Below are 21,237 nucleotides of genomic sequence, written 5' to 3'. Positions count from 1 at the left end.
ATGAAGTGAAGAACAAGACGGTGAACGGGCATCATCTTCGAAACCCTCCGGATGGCGCGTCAGTGCACAATTCCGTCCGCTCACGAGCGAACGTTGGAACGAAAAAAAGCGGGGCGAGACCATGAGCCAGTCGGAGAGAGCTGCCGAAATAGGGCACAAGGAAGCCGGCTCCCACGCGGGGGAAGCAATCGTAATCCCGCTGCGCAAACGAAGTCTCAGTAACGAACTCTACAAACGTGACCCAAAGATAGAGACGCTAATCGGACAATTGACGATACTGTCGCGTGGCGAGTTTATTGCCAGAGCTGCGATTTCGAAGCGCTCAGACCCGCGCTACGTGCCAAGCGAATGTCTCGTGTATTTCATTCGTTCGAGCCGTCGAGACAACAACGAAGCGTGGTTCGAGCGCCTCTACCGTATCCTAATTGAGCGGGTACTGCGCAGTCTGCCCAGATCGGAAAACTCCGATGGCATGACTGAGTCGCTGACGCGTGGCCTCGTGCGGGACAAAGTTTTTAGCCGTTTCGTGGAAATGCTCTCGGCGGATAGAGCGTCGTATGTCGACAAACTCGATTATTTCGAGGTGCGTTTCGATGGTGCTATCGCGGGCCTTCGGCGCGATGCCCAGGAACAGGCTTGGCGTGACGAGAACAGATCTCGTCCCCTTGAATATGACGAAGAGACTGGCGAATTGACAGCAGAGGTAGAGGCAGCAGCCGGTGTCTTCGACCCTTTTGCCGCGTCGGATTTTGATGATCCGTCTTACCGGTCGCGCTTGGATGCGGCGATTGACGCTCTACCACCAGAACAAATCAGGATCATGCATATGCTGAGACAGGGCTTCCCCATCGATTCGAAGGAACCAGATGTCATGACCATTGCTAAGGCCTTGGGTCGCTCCGAAAAGACGATCCGGACTTATCGCGATAAAGCGATTGCAACATTGCGGTTGGCTCTGGCCGACGGTGAACAGCAATGAGCCCGGCTGGCGAGCGCCCCTCCCGTGAAGCCGTGCTTGACGCATTCGCGGTCGAAAGCGCGCCAGATCGCTCGACCCTCGAGCGTTACCTGCGACTTTACCCGGAATACGCCGCAGAACTCGTTGACCTATCGCGCGAGCTGAGCCGTGAACTCGACGATGATGACGCGCTGCTTTCCGCTGCAGATCAGGCGCTGATCGACGCCGCCTGGTCGCGACACGCCAGCGCTATGCCCGTGGCGACACCAGATCCTTTCGCGACTCTGACAGCCGACGATTGGCGCGCCGTTGCTCGACAACTGGACGTCCCGCGCCAGGTCATCACCGCTTTGCGTGAACGGCGGGTGTCACTGCTGAGTATTCCGCAACGGTTTCTCAAAAACCTGGCAGAGGCGATGCGCTGCTCCCTTACGCAGCTGCAGATGTCTTGGGGATCAGCATCGTTGACCGCAGCTCGCAGCTACAAGGCAGATGGTAAGCCAAACACCGGCGAGCAGGTCACCTTCGAGAAAGTTCTGATCGAGGCCGGCGTTTCGGATGAGAGGCGCGCCGAGCTTTTGAGAGAGGCCGAGTGATATGGACAGCGTGGAGCTTGCCAGGCAAGTCGCCGCCGAGCTTCACGCTCACCTGGTTCAATCCGGGGCCGATCCCTGGTCGTCATATGATTTCGTCGTCACCGAAGCGAAACGACGGGGCATCGACGTTGAGCCGACTGCGGCGGGTGCGGCTGTGCTCAACGGCGGTCGCGCGACCTTCATAGCCGCCGACGACCTGATCCTTCATGAGAATGTCGGTTCCTTGTTCGACAGAGCCTTCCTTGTTGCGCACGAGATTGGACATGTCGAGCTTGGCGACGATCCCGATGATGCTCCAGCGCCGACAATCGATCCCGCTCGCGCGGCCGAGCCGTCGCCGGTCGGCATTGATCGGGTTGTCGACTATGGGCGCAAGCAGCGCCGCGAAGTTCAGATGGATTTGTTCGCTCGAGAGCTGCTGCTGCCTCGTAGCATTGTGCGCGAGCTCCATGTAGTTGGAGGGCTTTCTGCCTCCGAGATCGCAAAAAAGCTCGGCGCGCCGTTCGAGGTCGTCGCGCAACAGCTGTTTGATGCCTTGTTCCTGCCGCCGGTTCCGCCCACGACCGGGACGGCGCATGTGGAACGGCCGTTGAATCCTTTGCAAGCGGCGGCGGCGGCACATCGCGGGGAAGCCTACCTGCTCGAAGCGGGTCCCGGCACCGGCAAGACCCAGACGCTGGTTGCACGCGTCGTAGGCCTTCTGGAAGAGGGGGTCGATCCGAGGCGGATCTTGCTCCTGACTTTCTCGAACAAGGCGGCGGGCGAAATGGCCGAAAGGATCGCGCGCAAGCGGCCCGAGGCGGCCGCCGCTATGTGGATTGGCACGTTTCACGCCTTCGGCCTCGATATCATTCGCCGATTCTATGCGGAACTCGGCTTGCCGAAAGACCCGCGGATGATGGATCGGACCGAGGCGGTCGAGCTCCTTGAGGAGGAGTTTCCCCGCCTGAGACTCTCTCACTATCGCAATCTTTATGATCCCACCCAGATCATCGCCGATATGCTGGTTGCCGTGTCGAGAGCGAAGGATGAGGTGGTCGATGCCGACACCTATGCAGTGCTCGCCGACGCGATGCTGTCAAAGGCGAGTGATCCGGAGGCGCGCGAAGCAGCAGAGCGTGCGGTCGAGGTTGCGCGCCTCTACGCCGCGTATGAGCAGCTAAAGCGCAATGCCAACTGTGTCGATTTTGGCGACCTCGTCGCCCTACCCGTGCAGCTGCTCGAGAAGAATGCAGCAATCCGCGCGACGCTCCAGGCGCAGTATGATCATGTCCTGGTCGACGAATATCAGGACGTCAACCGCAGCAGCGTGAGACTGCTGAGCGCGCTACGCCCCGACGGCCGCAATCTTTGGGTGGTCGGTGACGCCAAGCAGTCGATCTATCGGTTCCGGGGAGCGTCATCGTTCAACATGACGCGCTTCGGCAGCCAAGACTTCGCCGGCGGCAAACGCGGTCGATTGAAGCGCAACTATCGCTCGGTGCCGGAGATCACGACCAGCTTTTCCAATTTCGCGATCAAGATGCGAGCTGGCGATGCTGATAGCGGCCTTGAGGCAGAGCGGGACGCCAATGGCAATGAGCCGGAATTGCGCACGGTGCGGCGAGCCGAAGAACAGCAGGTCGCCCTCGCAGAGGCGATCGAGGAGCTCCGGCGCGAGGGGCATGCCTATCGCGATCAGGCGGTGTTGTGCACCGGTAACGAAAAGCTGTCCAGGATAGGGCAAGATCTTGAGCGGCTCGGCGTGCCGGTCCTGTTCCTGGGCAGTCTGTTCGAGCGAGGTGAGGTCAAGGACCTGCTGGCGCTCCTTTCGATCCTCGTCGACCGGCGCGCCATGGGTCTCGTTCGCATCGCGTGCTGGGCGGATTTCTCGATGTCTTTCGCGGACGTCGCGGCTGTATTCGCGTATTTGAGAGCCACAGATTCCGCTCCGGCGAGCTGGCTGCAAAATATCGACTCCATCCCGGACCTAAGTGAGGCAGGACGCCGGGCGCTCGGGAATCTGGCAACTGCCGCGGATGGATTCGGCGACGACGCCTCGCCGTGGACAATACTCGCGACGCTGCTTCTCGATCGCACGCGGATTGCGGCACGTCTCGGAACATCGTCGGACCTTGGTGATCGCACACGCGGTGTGGCGATCTGGCAGTTCCTCAACTTCGTGCGCGTACAACCGGCGGGGCGCGGGTTGCCTGTCACGCGCGTGCTCGACCGCGTGCGCAGACTTGTGCGCCTGGGCGACGACCGCGACCTGCGCCAGTTGCCGGCAGCAGCACAGCATCTCGACGGCGTGCGGCTGATGACGATCCACGGCGCCAAAGGCCTGGAATTCGAAGCCGTGCATATCCTTGGACTTAACAGCGATACAATCCCGCGCACGCCGCAGGCTCCGCCGTGCCCGGCGCCGACGGGCATGATCACTGGTGCGCAAGGCAGCGCCCTGGATGCATTCCGGGCTGGCCAGGCCGAGGAGCAGGAATGCCTTTTCTATGTTGCGGTGTCACGCGCTCGCGACCGCCTGTTCCTCTATGCACCGACAGAGAAGAGCAACGGGCACAATCGGCCGCTCTCACCGTTCCTCGACCGCCTCGGGACCACGCTGATGCGGCGCGCGGTCGTGCCGGCGCGACCCCTTCCCCCGGCCGCAGACTCGCAGAGTGTTGAATTGATTTTTGACGGTCGGCTTCGCTTTAGCGGACCGCAAATCGCTCTTTATGAGTCATGTCCCCGCCGCTTCTTCTACACGCATGTCCTTCAGGTTGGTGGACGTCGAACCACGACCGCGTTCATGCAGTTGCATGAGGCAGTTCGCTCGGTGGTCACGGCGGTGGTCGCTTCCGACCTGTCTCTTTCTGAGCGGGAGCTGCAAGATCGCGCGGAAGCAGCATTCGTCAGCCAAGGCCTTTCCGATCATGGATATCGCGCCGAGTTCCTCGATCTCGCCTTGGCGATGCTGCGTTTCTTTCTGTCCAGCCGCGCAGGAATGGTCGCGGAAATCCCTACCGCTGTCAGTCTCATAATTGGCGGCGAGGAAATCCTCGTCGAGCCGGACGAGGTGCTGGTGCGACCCGATGGCGTCCGCGCCGTGCGCCGCATCGGCACAGGTCACATGCGATCCACCGAGGGCAAGGATGTCGCCGCCGCGGCGTTGATCCTCGCGGTCAAGCAGGCCTTCCCTGGCGCGGTTGCGGAGCTGGTCCACCTCTCGGACAGCGAAGCGCATCCGTTATCCCTGTCGGACCGCGAACTCTTGGGGCGCAGAGACAAGCTTGCAAAGTTTCTGGGCGAGATTCGCGCGGGGCGGTTTCCTGCCGCGGTTTCCTCATTCACATGCCCGAACTGTCCCGCGTTCTTTATCTGTGGTTCGACCCCGGAAGGACCGCTTAAAAAAAACTTTGCCTGACCTTACCGGTCGGCCAATGTCGCACCGATTGGATCCTTAGAGCCGCGGCGTCGCCACGGCAAATACATAAGGAACCAATCTATGACTACAAACGAACTTCTTGATTATGACGACGTCGGAGACGCCCTGCGCGAAGGCCGGGCACTTCGTCCGGCGCAAGCTTATCGCTTTCTGCTTGCAGAGGGCGACCTCAATTTTCAGCAGCGGCAGGTGAGCGATCCCGTGCCGCTCGGGCGCCAGTTGCTGGAGGCCGCATCGCTCGATCACCGGCATGGCTATAGCCTCTTTGCGATCCTGCCCTCGGGCGATTTCGAGGATGTGCGGTTGAACGAGCCCTTCGACCTGCGCGAGCGCGGGGCTGAGCGGTTCATTGCTTTCCAGTCGGATCGCGAATTCAAGCTGATCCTCAACGACGACGAACTGCGCTGGGGCAAACCCGTCATCAGCGGTGCTGTCCTTTATGGTCTGGCAAAGCCAGGAGACAACGAGGCGGTATTCCTCGAGGTTCCGGGCAGTGAAGATCGCCTGATCGAACACAACGAGCTGATTGATCTGAACGGCGCCGGTATCGAGCGCTTCATCACCGCGCGCAAGCCGCCGGGGACCTTCGAAATCGTCGTCAACTCGCGTCTCCGCACGGTGGACGAACAGACGGTCACGTTCGAGCAGGTCGTCCAGCTCGCGTTTCCTGGCCAGCACGAGCCGAATGTCGTCTTCTCGATGACCTATCGGCACGCGGCGTCGGCGCCCCATGCCGGAGAACTCGGGGCCGGCGGCTCCGTCGATGTCAAGAAGAAAGGCACGGTGTTTAATGTCACGCGCACTGTTCAATCGTAATCCGGACCTCAGGCGCCTGCTGGACGAGGGCTACTTCGTCCAGCAGCAGGGCGGCTATCTCGTTATGCGTGAGATCCCTTACGTCGACGAGCGCCGACAGCTGCGCATCGGCACGTTGATCTCCAGCCTCACGCTAGCGGGCGATCAAACCCGTACGCCCGACACGCATGTCGTCCACTGGGATGGTGATTTCCCCTGCCATGCCGATGGCGTTCGAATTCAAGGAATTTCGCACATGAGCGGCACCTTCGACCTTGGTCATGGTCTGAAGGCGACGCACAGCTTCTCCAGCAAGCCGGGGGGCGGCTATGCGGACTACCACCACAAGATGACGAGCTATGCGAACATCATCGCAGGCCCCGCTGCAGTACTGAAGCCAGGTTCGACCGCACGCACTTTCCGCGAGCCCGAACAGGAGGAAGAGAGCGTCTTCAACTATGTCGAGACTGCCTCCGACCGCGTCGGCATCGGAGCGTTGACAGGGCGGCTCGTCGGCGAGCGCATCGCGGTCATCGGGCTCGGCGGCACTGGCGGCTACATTCTCGACCTCGTCGCCAAAACACCGGTCCGCGAAATTCGGATCTTCGACAGCGATCAGTTTCTCACCCACAATGCGTTCCGCGCGCCAGGTGCTCCCAGCCTGGACGAGCTCCGGGACGCGCCCAAGAAGGTCGAATATCTCAAGCGCATTTATAGTCGCATGCACCGCAACATCGTAGCGAACGATGTCGCTCTGAAAGCTGACAACCTCCACCTTCTCGACGGCGTGACCTTCGCGTTTCTTTCCCTTGATGCGGGTGAGGCCAAGCAGTCGATCGTGGAGAAACTCCAGGCAATCGGCGCCGGTTTCATCGATGTCGGGATGGGTCTTGAGCTCGAAGAAGGATCGCTCGGCGGCATCCTGCGGGTAACCGCCAGTACGCCCGAGAAGCGGGATCACCTGCCGCAGCGCGTTTCCTTTGTGGGCGGCGGCGCCAGGGACATCTACGCCTCCAACGTCCAGGTGGCTGACCTCAACGCGCTCAACGCCGTTCTCGCGGTGGTGAAGTGGAAGAAGATTCGCGGCTTCTATCGCGATCTCGAGCAGGAACACCACTGCACCTACACGACAGATGGCAACATGCTGATCAACGGAGACCTCGCATGATACGGCACCAACGACTTGAGCATCGTTTCGTCGAGCATATCCCCGAGCGCCTTGAGGCCGGTGTCGTTTACGTTTCGATCGACTATGCGACGTCAGCCCACAGTTGTTGCTGCGGCTGCGGCGAGGAGGTGATCGTCCCCTTCACACCGACTGACTGGAAAATGACGTTCGACGGCGAAACCATCTCGCTTCGTCCGTCGATTGGCAATTGGACGCTCAAGTGCCGGTCACATTATGTAATCGACCGAGGCAAGGTGATCGAAGCAGGCCCGTGGAACGAGGAGCAGGTCGAAGCCGAGCGTCGTCGCGATCGCGCCGCCAAGGCCCGCTTCTACGGCCAGCCGCCGAAGGTCGAACCTCCTGCCCACCCCGCTCCGGCAAAGCCCCAGCGCAGTTTCTGGCGGCGGATCTGGGCATTTATATCAGCACCGAAGCAATAAACCTGTGAGTTACATTGCGGCGCAAGCATACCGCGCCGAAGTGTACTTTCAAACTGTTGCTTGTACCTCGTAAGAAAGACCGTGCGGACCAGAAAAGGCGGGAGGTTCGCGCGGTCCGACAGCACATCGAAACCGACCGGCAACAAACTACAACGGGTATCCGGCCAGGAAAGGAAACATCATGACCACCGCAAGTCGGTCAACACTTGTCGTCCACGGCCGCCTCGCTATGCGGGAAGCCCGGCTTGCGGCGGCGCGCGACGGTCGCCACGGCCTCCAGATCATGTCTTTTGAGCAGGCGGCTGTGCGGCTTGCCGGTGGTTTCGCCCGGCCGATCGATGAGGAAAGCCTGCGCGCGGCAATCCTGACGGTTCTCCCCGAAACGTCCATGGGCGAACTCGAAAGCATCAAGATGCTGCCGGGCATGATTGGCGCGGCGGCGGACACGCTGCACAAGGCATGGCGCGCGGGCATTGATCTCGCAGCCCGGGCCGGCGACCATCCACGTCTCGGCGCCATCGCCGGGCTGGAGGCAGCAGTCCTTGCGCAACTTCCGGAAGGAATGATGCGCCCGGTCGATATTGTCGCCAGTGCAAGCAGCCGTATTGCCCACGCGCCGGCGATTTTCGGCGACCTCGAAATCGTCGGGCTGACGGAACTGTCTCCATGCTGGCGTCCGCTCGTCAAGCAGCTTGCCAATCATATCCCGGTGCGATGGACGGCCGGCCCCCGCTCAGTCCCGGCCTGGCTGGCCAATTGCGGCGTCAACGTCATCCAGACCGAGGCCGAGGGGCCGGCGGTCCGTTCCTTTAGTTGCGCGACCGCCTATCACGAAGCCATCGAGGCGATGCGCTGGGCACGCGCCTTGCTCGCCTCGGGCATCTCGCCCTCCGAGATCGCCATCGCAACGGCTTCACCGGCCGATTATGACGATCACTTCCTGGCGTTCCGCGCCGACGCCAACATCGGCCTGCATTTCGTTCACGGCGTTCGCGCCGTCGCGACGCGCGAGGGACAGGCGGCTGCGGCACTTGCCGACATCGTCGTGCGCGGCCTCACGCAATCACGTCTGCGCCGCCTAGCATCGCTGTGTCGAGAATCGGCGCCGCTGTCTGGGCTTCCCGACGGGTGGCTTCGAGTCCTGCCGAGCGATGCGCCCTTGTCGACATCGGCCGCGTGGAACCGACTGCTCGCGCGCCTCAGGCCGGAGGACTGGCCCGATCGCACGGATCACGTGCCAGCGCTGCGTGCGGTGGTTGAGAAATTGGCAAAGGGACCGAACGCCGCGCGGGAGATAGGCGAGGCCTTCCTCAAAGGCCGGTCGCTGTCCATCTGGCGCAAGGCGCTGCTTGCCGGGCCTGCCACGTCCGTCGACGTCACGCTCGATACATTGAAGCAGGATGACGGGCTGGAGGCCTGCATGTCAGTCGCCTGGATGCCGGCAAGCGCGCTTGCCGCTTCGCCGCGGCGGTTCGTTCGGTTGATCGGACTCAACTCTTCGCGTTGGCCGCGCGCGATTGCTGAAGACAGGCTGATACCAGATCACATTATCCCGACCGCCGAGCTTGACCCTCTTCCCGTCAGCCTCGCCGATCGCAGGGATTTCGAAACGATCCTCGCGACCACCTCCGGTGAGGTCGTCCTCTCCCGCGCCCGTCGTGACAGCGACGGCCGCATGCTCGGCCGCAGCCCGTTGTTTGCCGCCTACGGCGATGAAACCTATCTGCGCCGCAACGCAATCCCTGAGCATGCCTTCAGCGAAACCGACCGACTGATGGCTCGGCCGCAGGAGTTTGCCACTGATCCTCAGGCGATCAGCGCCCGAACCTGCTGGCGGGACTGGCGCACGGTCGAGATCACCCCTCATGATGGCCTCGTCCGGCCTGATCACCCGCTCATTCTCGCTATCCTCGTGCGGACGCAGTCGGCCAGTTCGCTCAAAACCCTGCTGCGCAGCCCGCTCGGCTTTCTCTGGCGCTACGCCTTCGGCTGGAAGTCGCCGCAAAGCAGCGCCGAGCCTCTCGTGCTTGATGCGCTTGCGGCGGGCGATCTCATTCACCTTGTGCTTGATCGCGCATTGCGGATTCTCGAAACGGCCGGAGGGCTGGCTTCCGCCAATGCGTCCGCCATCGAGAGAGCCGTAGCCGAGGCTGTGGGCGCGGTCGCGCTCGACTGGGAAAGCGAACGCCCCATTCCGCCCAATGTCATATGGGGCCGAACACTCGCTGACGCGCGCCTTTTGGCTGCTCAGGCGCTTGCCTATGGCGACGCGCATCTGCCGGGCAGCCGTTCCTATGGCGAAGTGCCCTTTGGTGGATCGGAACCCAAGACGACGGCAGAGCTACCCTGGGATGCGAGCTTGCCCGTGACGATCCCGGACACGGGGTTTTGCATCGCCGGCTACATCGATCGGCTCGATATTGCCGGCGACGGAAGCCGCGCGCTCGTTCGCGACTATAAGACTGGAAAGCCTCCCAAACGCGAAATTCGGCTGAATGGCGGACGCGAACTCCAGCGCTGCCTCTACGCTTTCGCCGTGAAGGCGCTCTTGGGCGACCATGTCGCGATCAGCGCATCACTGCTTTATCCGCGCGAAGCGATCGACCTTCAGCTCGATGATCCGGAAGCCACGCTGGCGGAAATCATCAAGCATCTGCGGGCGGCGCGAAGTGCATTCGCGAGTGGCGCCGCTTTGCCAGGTCCGGATACGGGCAGCGATTATGACGATCTCGCTTTCGCCCTGCCGGCCAATGCCAGCGCCACCTACTGCAAACGCAAGCAATCTGCCGCAATCGAGCGGCTTGGCGAAGTCGCTCAGGTCTGGGAGGCGGAATAATGAATACCATGCAAAGGATTCTCAAGGATGATGGCGCCCGGCACGATGCCATCAGCGGACACGGCCGTTCGATCCTGGTTGAGGCCGGCGCCGGTTCGGGCAAGACCGCGGTCATGGCGGGGCGCATCGCCGTCATGCTGGCGCAGGGTGTTGCACCGCATGCTATTGCGGCCGTCACGTTCACGGAACTCGCCGCGAGTGAACTCCTTTCTCGCGTACGGGACTTCGTCACCGATCTCGCCGCCGGTCGCATCGCGCCCGAACTCCGCGTCGGATTGCCGAACGGTCTGTCGCAAGCGCAACGCGATAATCTCATCATAGCGAGCGCGGCCATCGACGAGATCACCTGCTCGACCATCCATGGCTTCTGTCAGCGTCTGATCAAGCCCTACCCTGCCGAGGCGGATATCGATCCCGGCGCCACCGTCATGGACCGCAACCAGGCCGATCTCACCTTTCTAGAAATTGTCGAAGAATGGCTCCGAGAACGCCTGTCGGGCGACCAGGGTGGGATCCTCGCCGAGATGGTGTTGCACAGTCCCGCCGAGACGGTTGCGCTCATGCACAAGATCGCCGAAGCGCTACGCCGGCGCAGGAGCCTCATCGCGCCAGCGGTAACACCGCTGCCCGAGCATTTGCAGGCATTTCGGCAGGCGGCGGATGACCTCTCTGCCTTCATGCGAGCCGCGGGCGTCATCGAGCCGGAGACCGAGGTCTACGCGGCTCGCTTTTCCGAAATGGCCACGCGCTTGCCAACTGCAGCGAACGCATCAACGCCCGCATGTCTCGTCGGACTGTTGGTCTCACGCCCCCATCCCGATCTGTGCACCAAGGCCGGCGGCTTTTCATCCTATCGCAAGAAGGGCAAATGGGGCGCGGCCGCGAAGCAGGCGGGACTTTCCAAGGCCGACGGCGAGCGGCTGAATGATGTCGCAGAGGGCTCCTATGATGCCTGCTGCGCCGCATGGACCGCCCTTCTCCAGGCTGCGTCCAGCCAAGTGCTCGCGGCGCTGATCGATGAGGCGCGACCAATTCTGGAACGCTATCGAGAACACAAGCGCGCCAGCGCCCAGCTTGATTTCGACGACCTCATATATTCCGCACGCGATCTGCTACGGGATCATGAGGCGGTACGTCAGGCGCTTGGCCAACGTTACGCCCGCGTTCTCGTCGACGAGTTTCAGGACACAGATCCCCTCCAGGCGGAAATCTTCTGGCGCTTGTGCGGCGATCCCGTCGACGACCCGCACGACTGGATCAGTTTCCGAATTCGCCCCGGCGCGCTCTTCCTTGTCGGCGATCCGAAGCAAGCCATTTATCGCTTTCGCGGCGCGGACGTCGGTGCTTATGTGCAGGCGCGCGCGGCCTTCGCGGCACAAGATGCGGACGGCCTAGTGTCTATCTCGACCAATTTCCGCTCTTGCGCCTCGATCCTTACATTCGTCAACGAGCGCTTCGAGGCGATTCTGTCAGCGAATGGACAGCCGGGCTTCACGGCGCTCGATCCTTTCCACAATGATCGCGGAGAAGGCCTCTGCGTCGCCGCCCTCGACATCGCCGTCGCGGACGCAGACGGCAAGGCCAGCGCCGAAGAGCAACGTGACGCGGAAGCCGACGCCGTGGCCGAGCTCTGCGCCCGGCTGATTGGCAGTCACCGCATTCACGACCGAAAAAATGGTGAGGACCGGCCATGCCAGCCTGGCGATATCGCTCTGCTCGCCCCGACCGGCGCGGATCTGTGGCGCTATGAAGAAGCATTGGAGCGGCGGGGCATTCCAGTGGCGACACAGGCTGGGAAGGGCCTCTTCCGCCGACAGGAAATTCAGGATCTGATTGCGATCACCCGCGTGCTGGCCGATCGCCGCGACACTCTGGCCTTGGGTGCGCTGCTGCGCGGCCCACTTGTCGGGCTGAGCGAAGAAGAGCTGCTGGACATCAACTGGACGCTGCCGCGCTCGGAGGACGAACCTGACCGGATTCCCCGTCTCGATCTTGGCGTCGATCCGGCGATGATCGGTCATCTTTTCGCTCGCGACGTTATTCAAAAACTGCAGGCGCTTCATCGGCGCAGCAACAGCACAACACCACACGCGCTTCTCTCGCAGGCCATAGATGTATTGCGGGTGCGTCCTATCCTGCTCGAACGACACCGCGGTCAGGCTGAACGCGCGCTCGCCAATGTCGATCTCTATCTCAGCCTCTCGACGAACTATGCCGTCCGCGGTTTGCGGGCATTCTCCGAGGCGATGTCGGCGGCTTGGACCGACGAGGCGCGCGCCGTCGAAGGCCGGCCTGATGCTCAGGAAGAAGCCGTCGCGCTCTTTACCATGCACGCGGCCAAGGGTCTCGAATGGCCGGTCGTCATTCCCATCAACACAATGACCGGTGTGATGGCGCCGGACAGCGCGTTGATCGACCGGCAGAACGATACATTCTACTGCCCAATTCTCGGGGTCCCGCCGTCTGGCTATGACATCGCCCGGCAGGCAGAAAAGGACGAGCTCGACCGGGAACGTGTCCGTCTCTGGTATGTGGCGGCGACGCGTGCCCGGGAGTTGCTGGTTCTTCCGCGTATCGACGTGACGCCTTCGAAGTCGGCATGGATCAGTCTTGTCGATTTGTCGATCGCATCGCTTGCCGCGCTGGACGCGTCGCACCTGCCGCCAGATGCCGTCGAAGCTGGTGGCGGCTCGAGCAACGGCCAGACGCGCGAGGCTTTCGCCGCCGAGGCCGGCGCGATCGCCGATAGGCAGACACGCTTGACGTGGCTTGCTCCAAGCCGCGACGAGAGTGCAGCCGACACGATACTGCAGGAAGAGGAACCGGATATCTGGACCGGATCGGACCAGAATGAGCCGACCCAGCTCGAAACACCCGCCTCCGTCCAGGGTGGCCGAGAGCGCGGGCTCATCCTGCATAAGCTGATGGAAGAGGTCTTCACCGGGGAAATCGGCGACGCGCCCGCAGCACTCGCTATTCGCGCCCAGGAACTTATTCTGGCGCTCGGCAATGTTGTGGTCGCCGATTCGGCCGCCGGGCTCGCCCCGGAAGAGCTGGCCAGCTGCGTCAGTCGGACGTTGGCGCTGCCGGAAATCGCGCCCCTGCGGTCAAGTCTGCTTGCCGAGTTTCCCGTTTATGCTCTACGTGCTGAAGACGATGAAATAGTCGCAACGGCAGGCATCGCCGATGCTCTCACGGTCAACCGCGAGGGTCGCCCAATCGTGGTGGTCGACTGGAAGAGCGATGTGAATCCGGATCCGAAGACACTGGACCATTACCGGGGCCAGGTTCACGCGTATCTCGAAATGACGGGCGCCGAGCTGGGGCTGATCGTGCTGATGACAAGCGCGACGGTAATCGCCGTCCACCCCGCAAAGGTGCCTTCGCCGCCATCCTGACGACGAGATCTCCATAGCCAGAACGCCTCATCGGCTGGTTTCGTAGCGGTGACTCACCACCGCCGCAGGAACGAACCGCCAGTTTGACTCACTGCTTAGACGGATTTGCATGTCCTACCTTGCTTGGATTGATTTCGACCCGGAGGAACGACGACGCGCTCAAACGCTCATCGATCTCTTCAAACAACCAGAAGCTCGCGACGAGCTGGGTTTGGGAACTGTGCGCGATGGCCTTGCCGATCTGCTCTTTCCCGGGACCAGCACGATCCAGACACGGCTGCGCTACATGCTGTTCATTCCTTGGATCTATTGCGAGGCGCAAAGCCGAAAGGCAACGCAAGCAGAACGCACAAGCATTGCTCGCGATCTGGAATTCCGGCTGAGCGAAGCGCTGCTTCGCGGCGGTGAGACTATCGGTGTGATCGGCCGTGACGCGGGCCGAGACCTCAAGCGGCTTGCATCAAGCGTGTACTGGGCGGGTCTTAACAGCCTTGGCATCCGCGTTATGATGGGTTCGCAGGCAACCTTCCTGTCCTATGGTCCGGAAAGTTTCAAGGATCACGATCTGAAACTCTGGTCATCAAACCTGCCGAAGGTGCCCGCAAATCTGTTTGAGGAGGCCACATTTGCTCTGACGCTGAAGGAAGCGGACTTTCTGCGCGACCGCATCGCCAGTAACGCAAAGCCAACCCTGCTGAATGAACTGGCTCGCACGGGAAAGCCTTTCAGCCAGGATTGGCCATGGCAGGTGAGTGAGAGCACCATCTCAAAGTCAAATCGCGCGCTACTGCGACACGCTGAGAGGTTCTCTGGCGTGATGTATGGCGCAAGCTTGCTCTACAATCTCTTGTTGGCGCTGCGAGCCGCTGAACGACCAAACGCAAAGAAACACGCAGATGCTCCAGCGCTGATTGAGCATTACCGCTCGCGTCTCGACGACTGGAAGACGAAGCTCGTTTTCCTCGACTTGAACAGCTGGGACCTTGACGATCTTTTTAGGCTGATTGGAACGACTAGCCACACTTTAACGAAAGCATCCCGAGACTTTATCCGAGCATGGGTATCGATAGCCCGAGAGGGGGCATCACACTTGGAAACCACCAGTTCCGCCATCGACCTCTTGAAGCTTCGAGAACAAAGCCTCAAGCGGTTGAAGGCGCGGCTTCTGCATGATGCACCACTGGAAAGGTGGTCGGGCGCCTCCGGCGATGCGCGTCTCGATTTCAGATGGGGTATTTCCAGAAGCTACCTTGGAGAACTCGCCGATGCCGGCTGAACCTGCTTTTCACCCCGAAAACCGCCAGCTCTACACGGCACTTATGCGGGCGCCCGATCAATACCAGTTCGACAACGCCGTGGCGACGACCTACTCGCTTGACTTCGAAACCGCCCTCACCATTCCCATCACGATCGTTTTTCGAGACGCCGAGAACCGCGACGAGATGTTGCGAAGCCCACTGGCTTTGCTGCAAAGCGTCGAGCGAATGGCCGGCAGGATGGCCATCTATTGTGACAGGGGCCGCATCAAAGAGGCGCGTCCGAATGCGGCGCGCCTGATGGCCCTCTATGAGAAGACAATCATCGAAGTTTCGGCTCCTGGCAGCGGTGCGTTCCATCCCAAGCTTTGGTGCATCCGTTTCAAGCCCGAGCATGGGGGGCAGCCTACGCGCATGCGGCTTGCGGTTCTTTCCCGGAACCTGACGAATGACAAGTGCTGGGATTTGGCTCTTTGCCTCGACGGCAAGGTACAAGAACATACCAATGATGCCAATGAACCGATTGTGCAGCTTCTTCGTGCCCTTCCGGGCCTGGCAAATTCGGCCACTCGTCCGGCTGCGCCAAAGTTTCTTCTATCGCTATTGCGCGACCTTGAGCGCTGCACCTGGGAGGATCTCCCTGCAGGCGCGACCAGGGTTAGCTTCGCAGTGAATGGTCTGAATTCAAGCACATGGTCTCCGCAAAAGGGTGACCGCCTTGCCATCCTGTCACCTTTCGTCAGCGGTGATGCGCTTGCGCGCCTCTCCCAGGGTTACGACCAACCCTCCGCCTGTCAGCTTGTCGCTCGGGCTGAGGAGCTAGACCGCATCAAGCCTGACGTTCGCAAGCATTTTGAGATCCAAACCCTGGATGAGCGGGCGACACGATATGAGGAAGAAGATCGTGACGACTCAGAGGCCGCCGATCTCGAAGGTCTGCATGCCAAGGCGTACATCGTCGAACGTGGCTCACGTCTGCACATCCACCTTGGCTCTGCCAACGCAACAACCGCTGCCCTGGTGCCTGCCCGCGGCGGTCGCACACAAAACGTCGAAGTCATGGCGACCCTTGATGGTCCTAAGAGCCGCATGGGTTCCATTGCAGATACACTGTTCTCGGAAGGGTTTCACCGCCTTCTGACGCCCTATGTACCGTCAGCGCCAGCCGAGCAGGACGCTGCTGCAGTTGCAGAAAAGGTCCTGGAAAAATTGCGTATCAAGATCGCAGCCCTGCCACTCGATCTCCACTGTACACAATTGGCTGAAGGCGTTGGCCTCGAACTGGCCGTTGCCGGCAACACAGCGCCGATCGAAATTCCCCCGGGGGTGAAATGTTTTATTCGGCCGATCACGGTTGCGAATGAACAGGGCTACGACGCAGCACCGCTGCTCTCCGGCACGGCTCCAAGGATTGCTGTCAGCACTGTTCCGTTGAGCGATGTGACACGTTGGCTGGGAATGCGCCTCCGGGACGCGGAAACAGGGGTAGAGATTGCCTTTACTTTGGGCGCCCGGCTCGTTGGCCTGCCCGAGGGTCGCGACGCTGCCGTCCTGCGGGCGCACATTGCCAATGTCGAGAACTTCTTCCGCTATCTGAGCATGCTTCTCGGAAGTTTGGGTGAAGGCAGTTTTCTGGAGAGCGATAAGGCGGGTGAGGGCCAGTGGCTTCGGCGACTTGGCCAAGGTGGGAACGCGCTGCTGGAGCCGATGGTGCGGGCTCTCGCGCTTGCTGGTGACGAGCTTGCCGAGATCGATCAGCTCATTGAACACCTGAAAGACCCCGAAACCGGCAAGAGCATTGTCCCCGAAGATTTTCTGAAGCTGTGGGCCAGCTTTGCGCCGCTCGTGACGACCAAGGGCACCCGGAAATGACCTATCAAGCAGACGAGCATCTGAAGCTGCTCAAGCCCTTTCAGCGCGCCACCGTCGACTATGTGTTTCGGCGTCTTTTCACTGACTCGCGGACGACGGGGCAGTTTCTCGTTGCCGATGAGGTCGGTCTTGGCAAGACTATGGTAGCACGAGGCGTCATTGCGAAGGCGATTGAAGAGCTGACGGGCAGGGTTGATCGTATCGACGTCGTTTACATTTGCTCAAACCAGGCGATCGCCGAGCAGAACATCAAGTCGCTCAACGTAATCGGCTCGGCGACAAAACCGTTGAACATCCGCCTCACCTTGCTGCCGCTGGAAATCGAGCAGGATGGCGGGATTGCCTCCCGAGCAATAAATCTCGTCAGTCTCACCCCGGGAACGGCACTCGATCTCAAATCATCCTTGGGTACCGCAAAGGAACGGGCTCTCATTTACGAGATGTTGCGGAAGAGGCTCGGCATTCGGCACAAGGGCATACAGCGGATTTTCCGTGGTGGTGTCGATGCCGAAAACTGGCCCGGCTGGACCGACTGGATGCGCGGCCAGAAAATCTCTGAAGAAATCGCCAAGAATTTCAACGCCACCGTCGGAGATGAATTCATAGAGCGAATTCGTGCCGCCGCGGAGCTGGCAAGGAGCAAAGGAAGTCCAAACTATCCTCCCGATCAGCGGCCGGCTGCCATGATTGGGGAATTGCGCCGTATCCTGGCGCGGATCTGTGTGGATGCGTTGAGTCCGGATTTGATCATCCTTGACGAATTTCAGCGGTTTGCCGACCTGCTGCACGAACATGATGAGCAGTCGGCGCCCGACAAAGCAGCCGCGGCGGAGCTCGCGCGTGCTCTCTTCTCCTACTCCGGCGCCGACGGCTCGAAAGCTCGCCTGTTGCTACTATCAGCAACGCCATACCGCATGCTGACATTGAATAGCGACGATCCGGAAGAGGGCGATCACTATAGTGACTTCTTGCGCACCATGCGCTTCTTGTTCGGAGAAGAAGATGGCGACGCTCGGATAAAGGAACTCGAACACGAGCTCAAAAGCTTCCGCCGAGCGTTGCAGGCAATGCCGGAGACAAAAGTTCACGCCCGTATCCAGCGTGATCGTGTCCAGCACATTTTGGGCGAGGTCATCGCCCGCACCGAGCGCGTGGATTCCACTGACGACCGCAATGCTCTGGTCAAGGAAAGCAAACCAGAGCTGACCATTGAGACAGAGGACCTCAAGGAGGCAAAGGCTATTGCCAAGGTGGCGGCGATTGTCAGCGCGCCGGGTATCGTCGAGTATTGGAAGTCGTCGCCATACCTGCTCAATTTCATGCGTGAATACAAGCTTCGCCAGAAACTGCAGGCGCTGAAAATGCGGCCATCCAGTGATCTGCGCAGCGCAATCAAGGCTGCTGCTCCGTTCCTCATTAGCAAGGAGCAGGTTGAGAGCTATGCAGAGATTCCGCTGAGAAACGCGAGAATGCGCGTGGTGGCCGACACAGTCTTCGAGCACGGACTTGATCGCACATTGTGGCTTCCGCCCTCTCGGCCATCATACGGAGGATCCGTCCCGGCGACGAAGTCGCTCATATTTTCAGACTGGTCGATGGTGCCGGACGCGATCGCCGCGCTTCTCTCGCATGAAGCAAGCCGCCGCATGGGCATGACAAGCGATCTCGTCAGCCGCACCAGCCGTCCGATCGGCATCGAGGAAATGATGCCAGTGCTCTACCCCTCCCCTACGCTGGCGGCGTGGACAGACCCCTTGGCAATGGAGCGCCGGTTTGGACGTGCGGCAAGCCATGATGAGTTGCGCCGCCAGGCGGTCGAAGTGATCACGGAGCGCATCGACGCGGAGCAATTATTGCGTCTGTCCAAGAGCTCAGATCGACTTCTACCGCTCAATTTGGAAGATGGTCTGGGAAGACGCGTGGATTGGAGCAGGGTGGCTGCCATTGAGCACGAAGGCCACGAGGAGCACGGTGCTATGGCACGCGCCATTGAAGTGCTCAGGAACGCACTCGAAGCCGAAGATCATTCCGACGATCAAGATGCCCGGGATGTCTACGACAAACTCGCAGACTTTGCCCTTGGATCACCGGCAACTTGTGCCCTTCGAGCACTTGGTCGCTTATGTCCGGAGCTACCACTAAACCATCCTGCTCTGGTTGGAGCGGCAGTTGCGATCGCTCTCGGCTTCCGGACTTTGTACAATCAGCCAGAAAGCCGGGCGTTGTTGGGAGAAACATCCCCCCTGAACTATTGGCGCCAGATCAATACCCATGCCGCCGCGCACGATTTGTCCGCAGTCTTGGATGAATATCTCCAGCTCGTACTTGAAGCTGAGCGCGGCGTCGAACTGCCAGCGGACAGACGCGCGGGATTCATTGCTGCGAAGGTCGTCGAAGTCGTTGCCCTACGGCCGGCTCAGATAACGCTTGATCACTGGACTGCCGGGCGCTCACGCTTGCACGATAAGACATTCGAGGTGCGTGCGCGTTTTGCGATGCGATTTGCGACAAAAGCGGAAGATGAAAAGGGCGTCCGCCGCACGACGCTCGTCCAAGCCGCCTTCAAATCCCCTTTCCGCCCGTTCGTACTGGCGACAACTTCGATTGGTCAAGAAGGCCTGGATTTCCATAGTTATTGTGCGCGGATCATTCACTGGAACCTGCCGCGTAATCCCGTCGACATTGAACAGCGCGAAGGCAGAGTCCATCGTTTTAAGAATCATGCTGTCCGTCGCAACATTGCTTTCAAGTTCGGCGAGTTCGCACTGAGCGAGGATGGTCGTGTCGCCCCTTGGGAGAACATGTTCGAGGCCGCCCGGCAGCAAGAGATCGCACAGGGTCGCGCCGGCGATATCGTGCCGTTCTGGGTATATCCCGGCGACGAAAAAATTGAGCGCGTTGTGCTCCTCCCCCCGTTTAGTAGAGAGGTCGAGCGCTACGAGAATTTGAAGAAGTCTCTGGCGACCTATCGATTGGCGTTCGGTCAGCCCCGCCAAGATGAGTTGATCAACCTGTTTTCCGCGTTCGGAAACGACGTGATAGCGGAGCTGTCCTACCTGCAAATATCGCTCAAACCACAGCCGAAAAGCGAACGCTCGCCTTATGGCAGCCCTATTTCACCCGTCGAATTGCACCATTGAAAGGCACATCATTTTCTTTATTTGTGCAGTCCGATGGGTGCTCCCATCAGACCACTCCCCACGCCCGAAACCTCCCCCTCCCCGGCATATCGCTGAGACCGAGTTCCAAAACGATCCGCCGCGCCGCCTGCGGCGTGACGCGCAGCGTCTTTGTCACCATTTCGGCTGACACCAGCGGCTTGGCCATGACGAGCTCGACCAGCTCCGGCAATTTGGACGAGGTTCGTCGCCCCTCCAGTTTTTGCTCCATCAACTTGCACGACAAAACCAGCCGGTCATGCTCTTTCATGCCGATCTCGGCGGCCGCCAAAAATCCGTGGGCGATGGCGAGCAGCCGGGTTTCCCGGTCGCGATGCCGGCGCCGATCGACCGGAATGGTTCTAAGGCCGAGATTGATGGCGGCGAGATGGGCGCCGGTGGTGATGCCGGCTTCCCGTAGGATCGACGCGGCCAACAGGCGGCCGAGCCAAGGCGCATGCTGAAGCACGGAAAGCTCGTTCCAGGCATCGAGAGCAATGCTCGCCTGCAGCATCGCCGGCAGTTCTTCTGCCTGGCGCAGCACGCTACGCCATTCGTCGAGGCGAGCATCCTCGTCCCAGTCGAGATCATAGATCATCGGATCCTTTTCGGCCGAACGGTTATCGCCGGCGCGCCCAGGCCGGGTGGCGCTCTCGATCGCAGCCTCCGATCGGGCGAGTACCGCATCGATGGCGGCGAAATCGACGCCCGGCAGATTTTCGGCTTCGTCATTATTGTCCCCCTCGCCTTCCCGATCGCCGACGGGCGCTGGTCGCATGCTGCCGACTGGCTCTGCAGCCTCGGCGCCGATCGCGCCGACGTCCGACGTTTGTCGCAAAGTCCGGATACCATCCGTCGACAAAGCCCAGTCGGCGGACTGGCCGGAAATCCGTCGGCGGGTGCGCAGCACGTCGCGAGCGATTGTCAGCTCATGGGTCGGTGTGCGAATATCCCGCGTGGCATCATGGAGGACGAGGTCTTCGAGATGAACGAGTTCGCCGTCGATCCACAGCGAGGCGCAGGCGTCCGCGAAATTTTGCCGCTCGAGAAAGCCGGCGCCGACCGATGAGCGAGCGATGCGCTCGTCGAGACGCGTGAGGGCGATACCAGCGTCAAAAGCCGGCCGAACCAAATTCGAAATTGGAATTTTCGCGAGATCGTAAGCCATTGAAATCATGGTAAATGATTTCTTACAGGAACGCTATCCGTATATTACGGTTCGCCAGTGTGTATGACTGCTAGTTGGAGCTCTAACCATCGATAAGTAACCCTTATCGAGGCTGATTGATTTCCACTCGCAAATCAGAAAAAGTCGTGCCAGTGGACGGCCGCAGGG

Annotated in this window: 12 protein-coding genes; 11 read left to right on the top strand and 1 reads right to left on the bottom strand. The window is 60.7% G+C overall.

The genetic code is table 11. The annotated features are described in order from the left end of the window. Window positions 1-121: 121 nt before the first annotated feature. The 11 genes from ACEN84_RS32395 to ACEN84_RS32345 all read left to right on the top strand — a co-directional run bounded on the left by ACEN84_RS32395 (window position 122) and on the right by ACEN84_RS32345 (window position 19,883). The gene (locus ACEN84_RS32395; RefSeq protein WP_413712548.1) at window positions 122-979 is read left to right on the top strand and encodes a DNA-binding response regulator; all 858 of its coding nucleotides are present in this window, start codon (window positions 122-124) and stop codon (window positions 977-979) included. Then, window positions 976-1,554 (top strand): hypothetical protein, encoded by a 579-nt coding sequence (locus ACEN84_RS32390; protein ID WP_413712547.1) that lies wholly within the window; start codon window positions 976-978, stop codon window positions 1,552-1,554. The genes ACEN84_RS32395 and ACEN84_RS32390 overlap by 4 nt, the downstream gene beginning before the upstream one ends. A 1-nt stretch (window position 1,555) precedes the next feature. Further along, a complete protein-coding gene (locus ACEN84_RS32385; RefSeq protein WP_413712546.1) occupies window positions 1,556-4,957 on the top strand; it encodes a UvrD-helicase domain-containing protein in 3,402 nt (1,133 codons plus the stop codon). An 81-nt stretch (window positions 4,958-5,038) separates the two neighbouring features. Then, window positions 5,039-5,794, top strand: a complete 756-nt coding sequence (locus ACEN84_RS32380) for a multiubiquitin domain-containing protein (RefSeq protein WP_413712545.1) — start codon at window positions 5,039-5,041, stop codon at window positions 5,792-5,794. Beyond that, window positions 5,769-6,941, top strand: coding sequence for a ThiF family adenylyltransferase (locus ACEN84_RS32375; protein WP_413712623.1), 1,173 nt, complete (start codon window positions 5,769-5,771; stop codon window positions 6,939-6,941). Before ACEN84_RS32380 ends, ACEN84_RS32375 begins: the two co-directional genes overlap by 26 nt. After that, window positions 6,938-7,381, top strand: a complete 444-nt coding sequence (locus ACEN84_RS32370) for a DUF6527 family protein (RefSeq protein ID WP_413712544.1) — start codon at window positions 6,938-6,940, stop codon at window positions 7,379-7,381. Before ACEN84_RS32375 ends, ACEN84_RS32370 begins: the two co-directional genes overlap by 4 nt. Window positions 7,382-7,562: 181 nt before the next feature. Continuing rightward, window positions 7,563-10,217, top strand: a complete 2,655-nt coding sequence (locus ACEN84_RS32365; protein WP_413712543.1) for a PD-(D/E)XK nuclease family protein — start codon at window positions 7,563-7,565, stop codon at window positions 10,215-10,217. Continuing rightward, complete coding sequence (locus ACEN84_RS32360; protein ID WP_413712619.1) at window positions 10,217-13,615, top strand: UvrD-helicase domain-containing protein; 3,399 nt, start codon at window positions 10,217-10,219, stop codon at window positions 13,613-13,615. Before ACEN84_RS32365 ends, ACEN84_RS32360 begins: the two co-directional genes overlap by 1 nt. 109 nt (window positions 13,616-13,724) lie before the next feature. After that, window positions 13,725-14,891, top strand: coding sequence for a DUF6361 family protein (locus ACEN84_RS32355; protein WP_413712618.1), 1,167 nt, complete (start codon window positions 13,725-13,727; stop codon window positions 14,889-14,891). Next, window positions 14,881-16,743 carry a phospholipase D family protein gene (locus tag ACEN84_RS32350; protein WP_413712617.1) on the top strand — a complete coding sequence of 621 codons (1,863 nt, stop codon included), beginning with the start codon at window positions 14,881-14,883 and terminating at the stop codon, window positions 16,741-16,743. The genes ACEN84_RS32355 and ACEN84_RS32350 overlap by 11 nt, the downstream gene beginning before the upstream one ends. Further along, entirely contained in the window at window positions 16,740-19,883 is a 3,144-nt protein-coding gene (locus ACEN84_RS32345) for a helicase-related protein (protein WP_413712616.1), read from the top strand. The genes ACEN84_RS32350 and ACEN84_RS32345 overlap by 4 nt, the downstream gene beginning before the upstream one ends. Before the next feature lie 46 nt (window positions 19,884-19,929). Here ACEN84_RS32345 and ACEN84_RS32340 read toward each other — a convergent pair whose 3' ends face one another. Beyond that, window positions 19,930-21,069 carry an RHE_PE00001 family protein gene (locus ACEN84_RS32340; protein ID WP_413712615.1) on the bottom strand — a complete coding sequence of 380 codons (1,140 nt, stop codon included), beginning with the start codon at window positions 21,067-21,069 and terminating at the stop codon, window positions 19,930-19,932. Window positions 21,070-21,237: the final 168 nt, after the last annotated feature.

The sequence above is a fragment of the Rhizobium sp. Rhizsp82 genome (genome assembly GCF_047325115.1).
Lineage (GTDB): Bacteria > Pseudomonadota > Alphaproteobacteria > Rhizobiales > Rhizobiaceae > Rhizobium.
The sequence above is the reverse complement of the archived record's forward strand: the minus strand, read 5'-3'. Positions and strand labels throughout refer to the sequence as shown.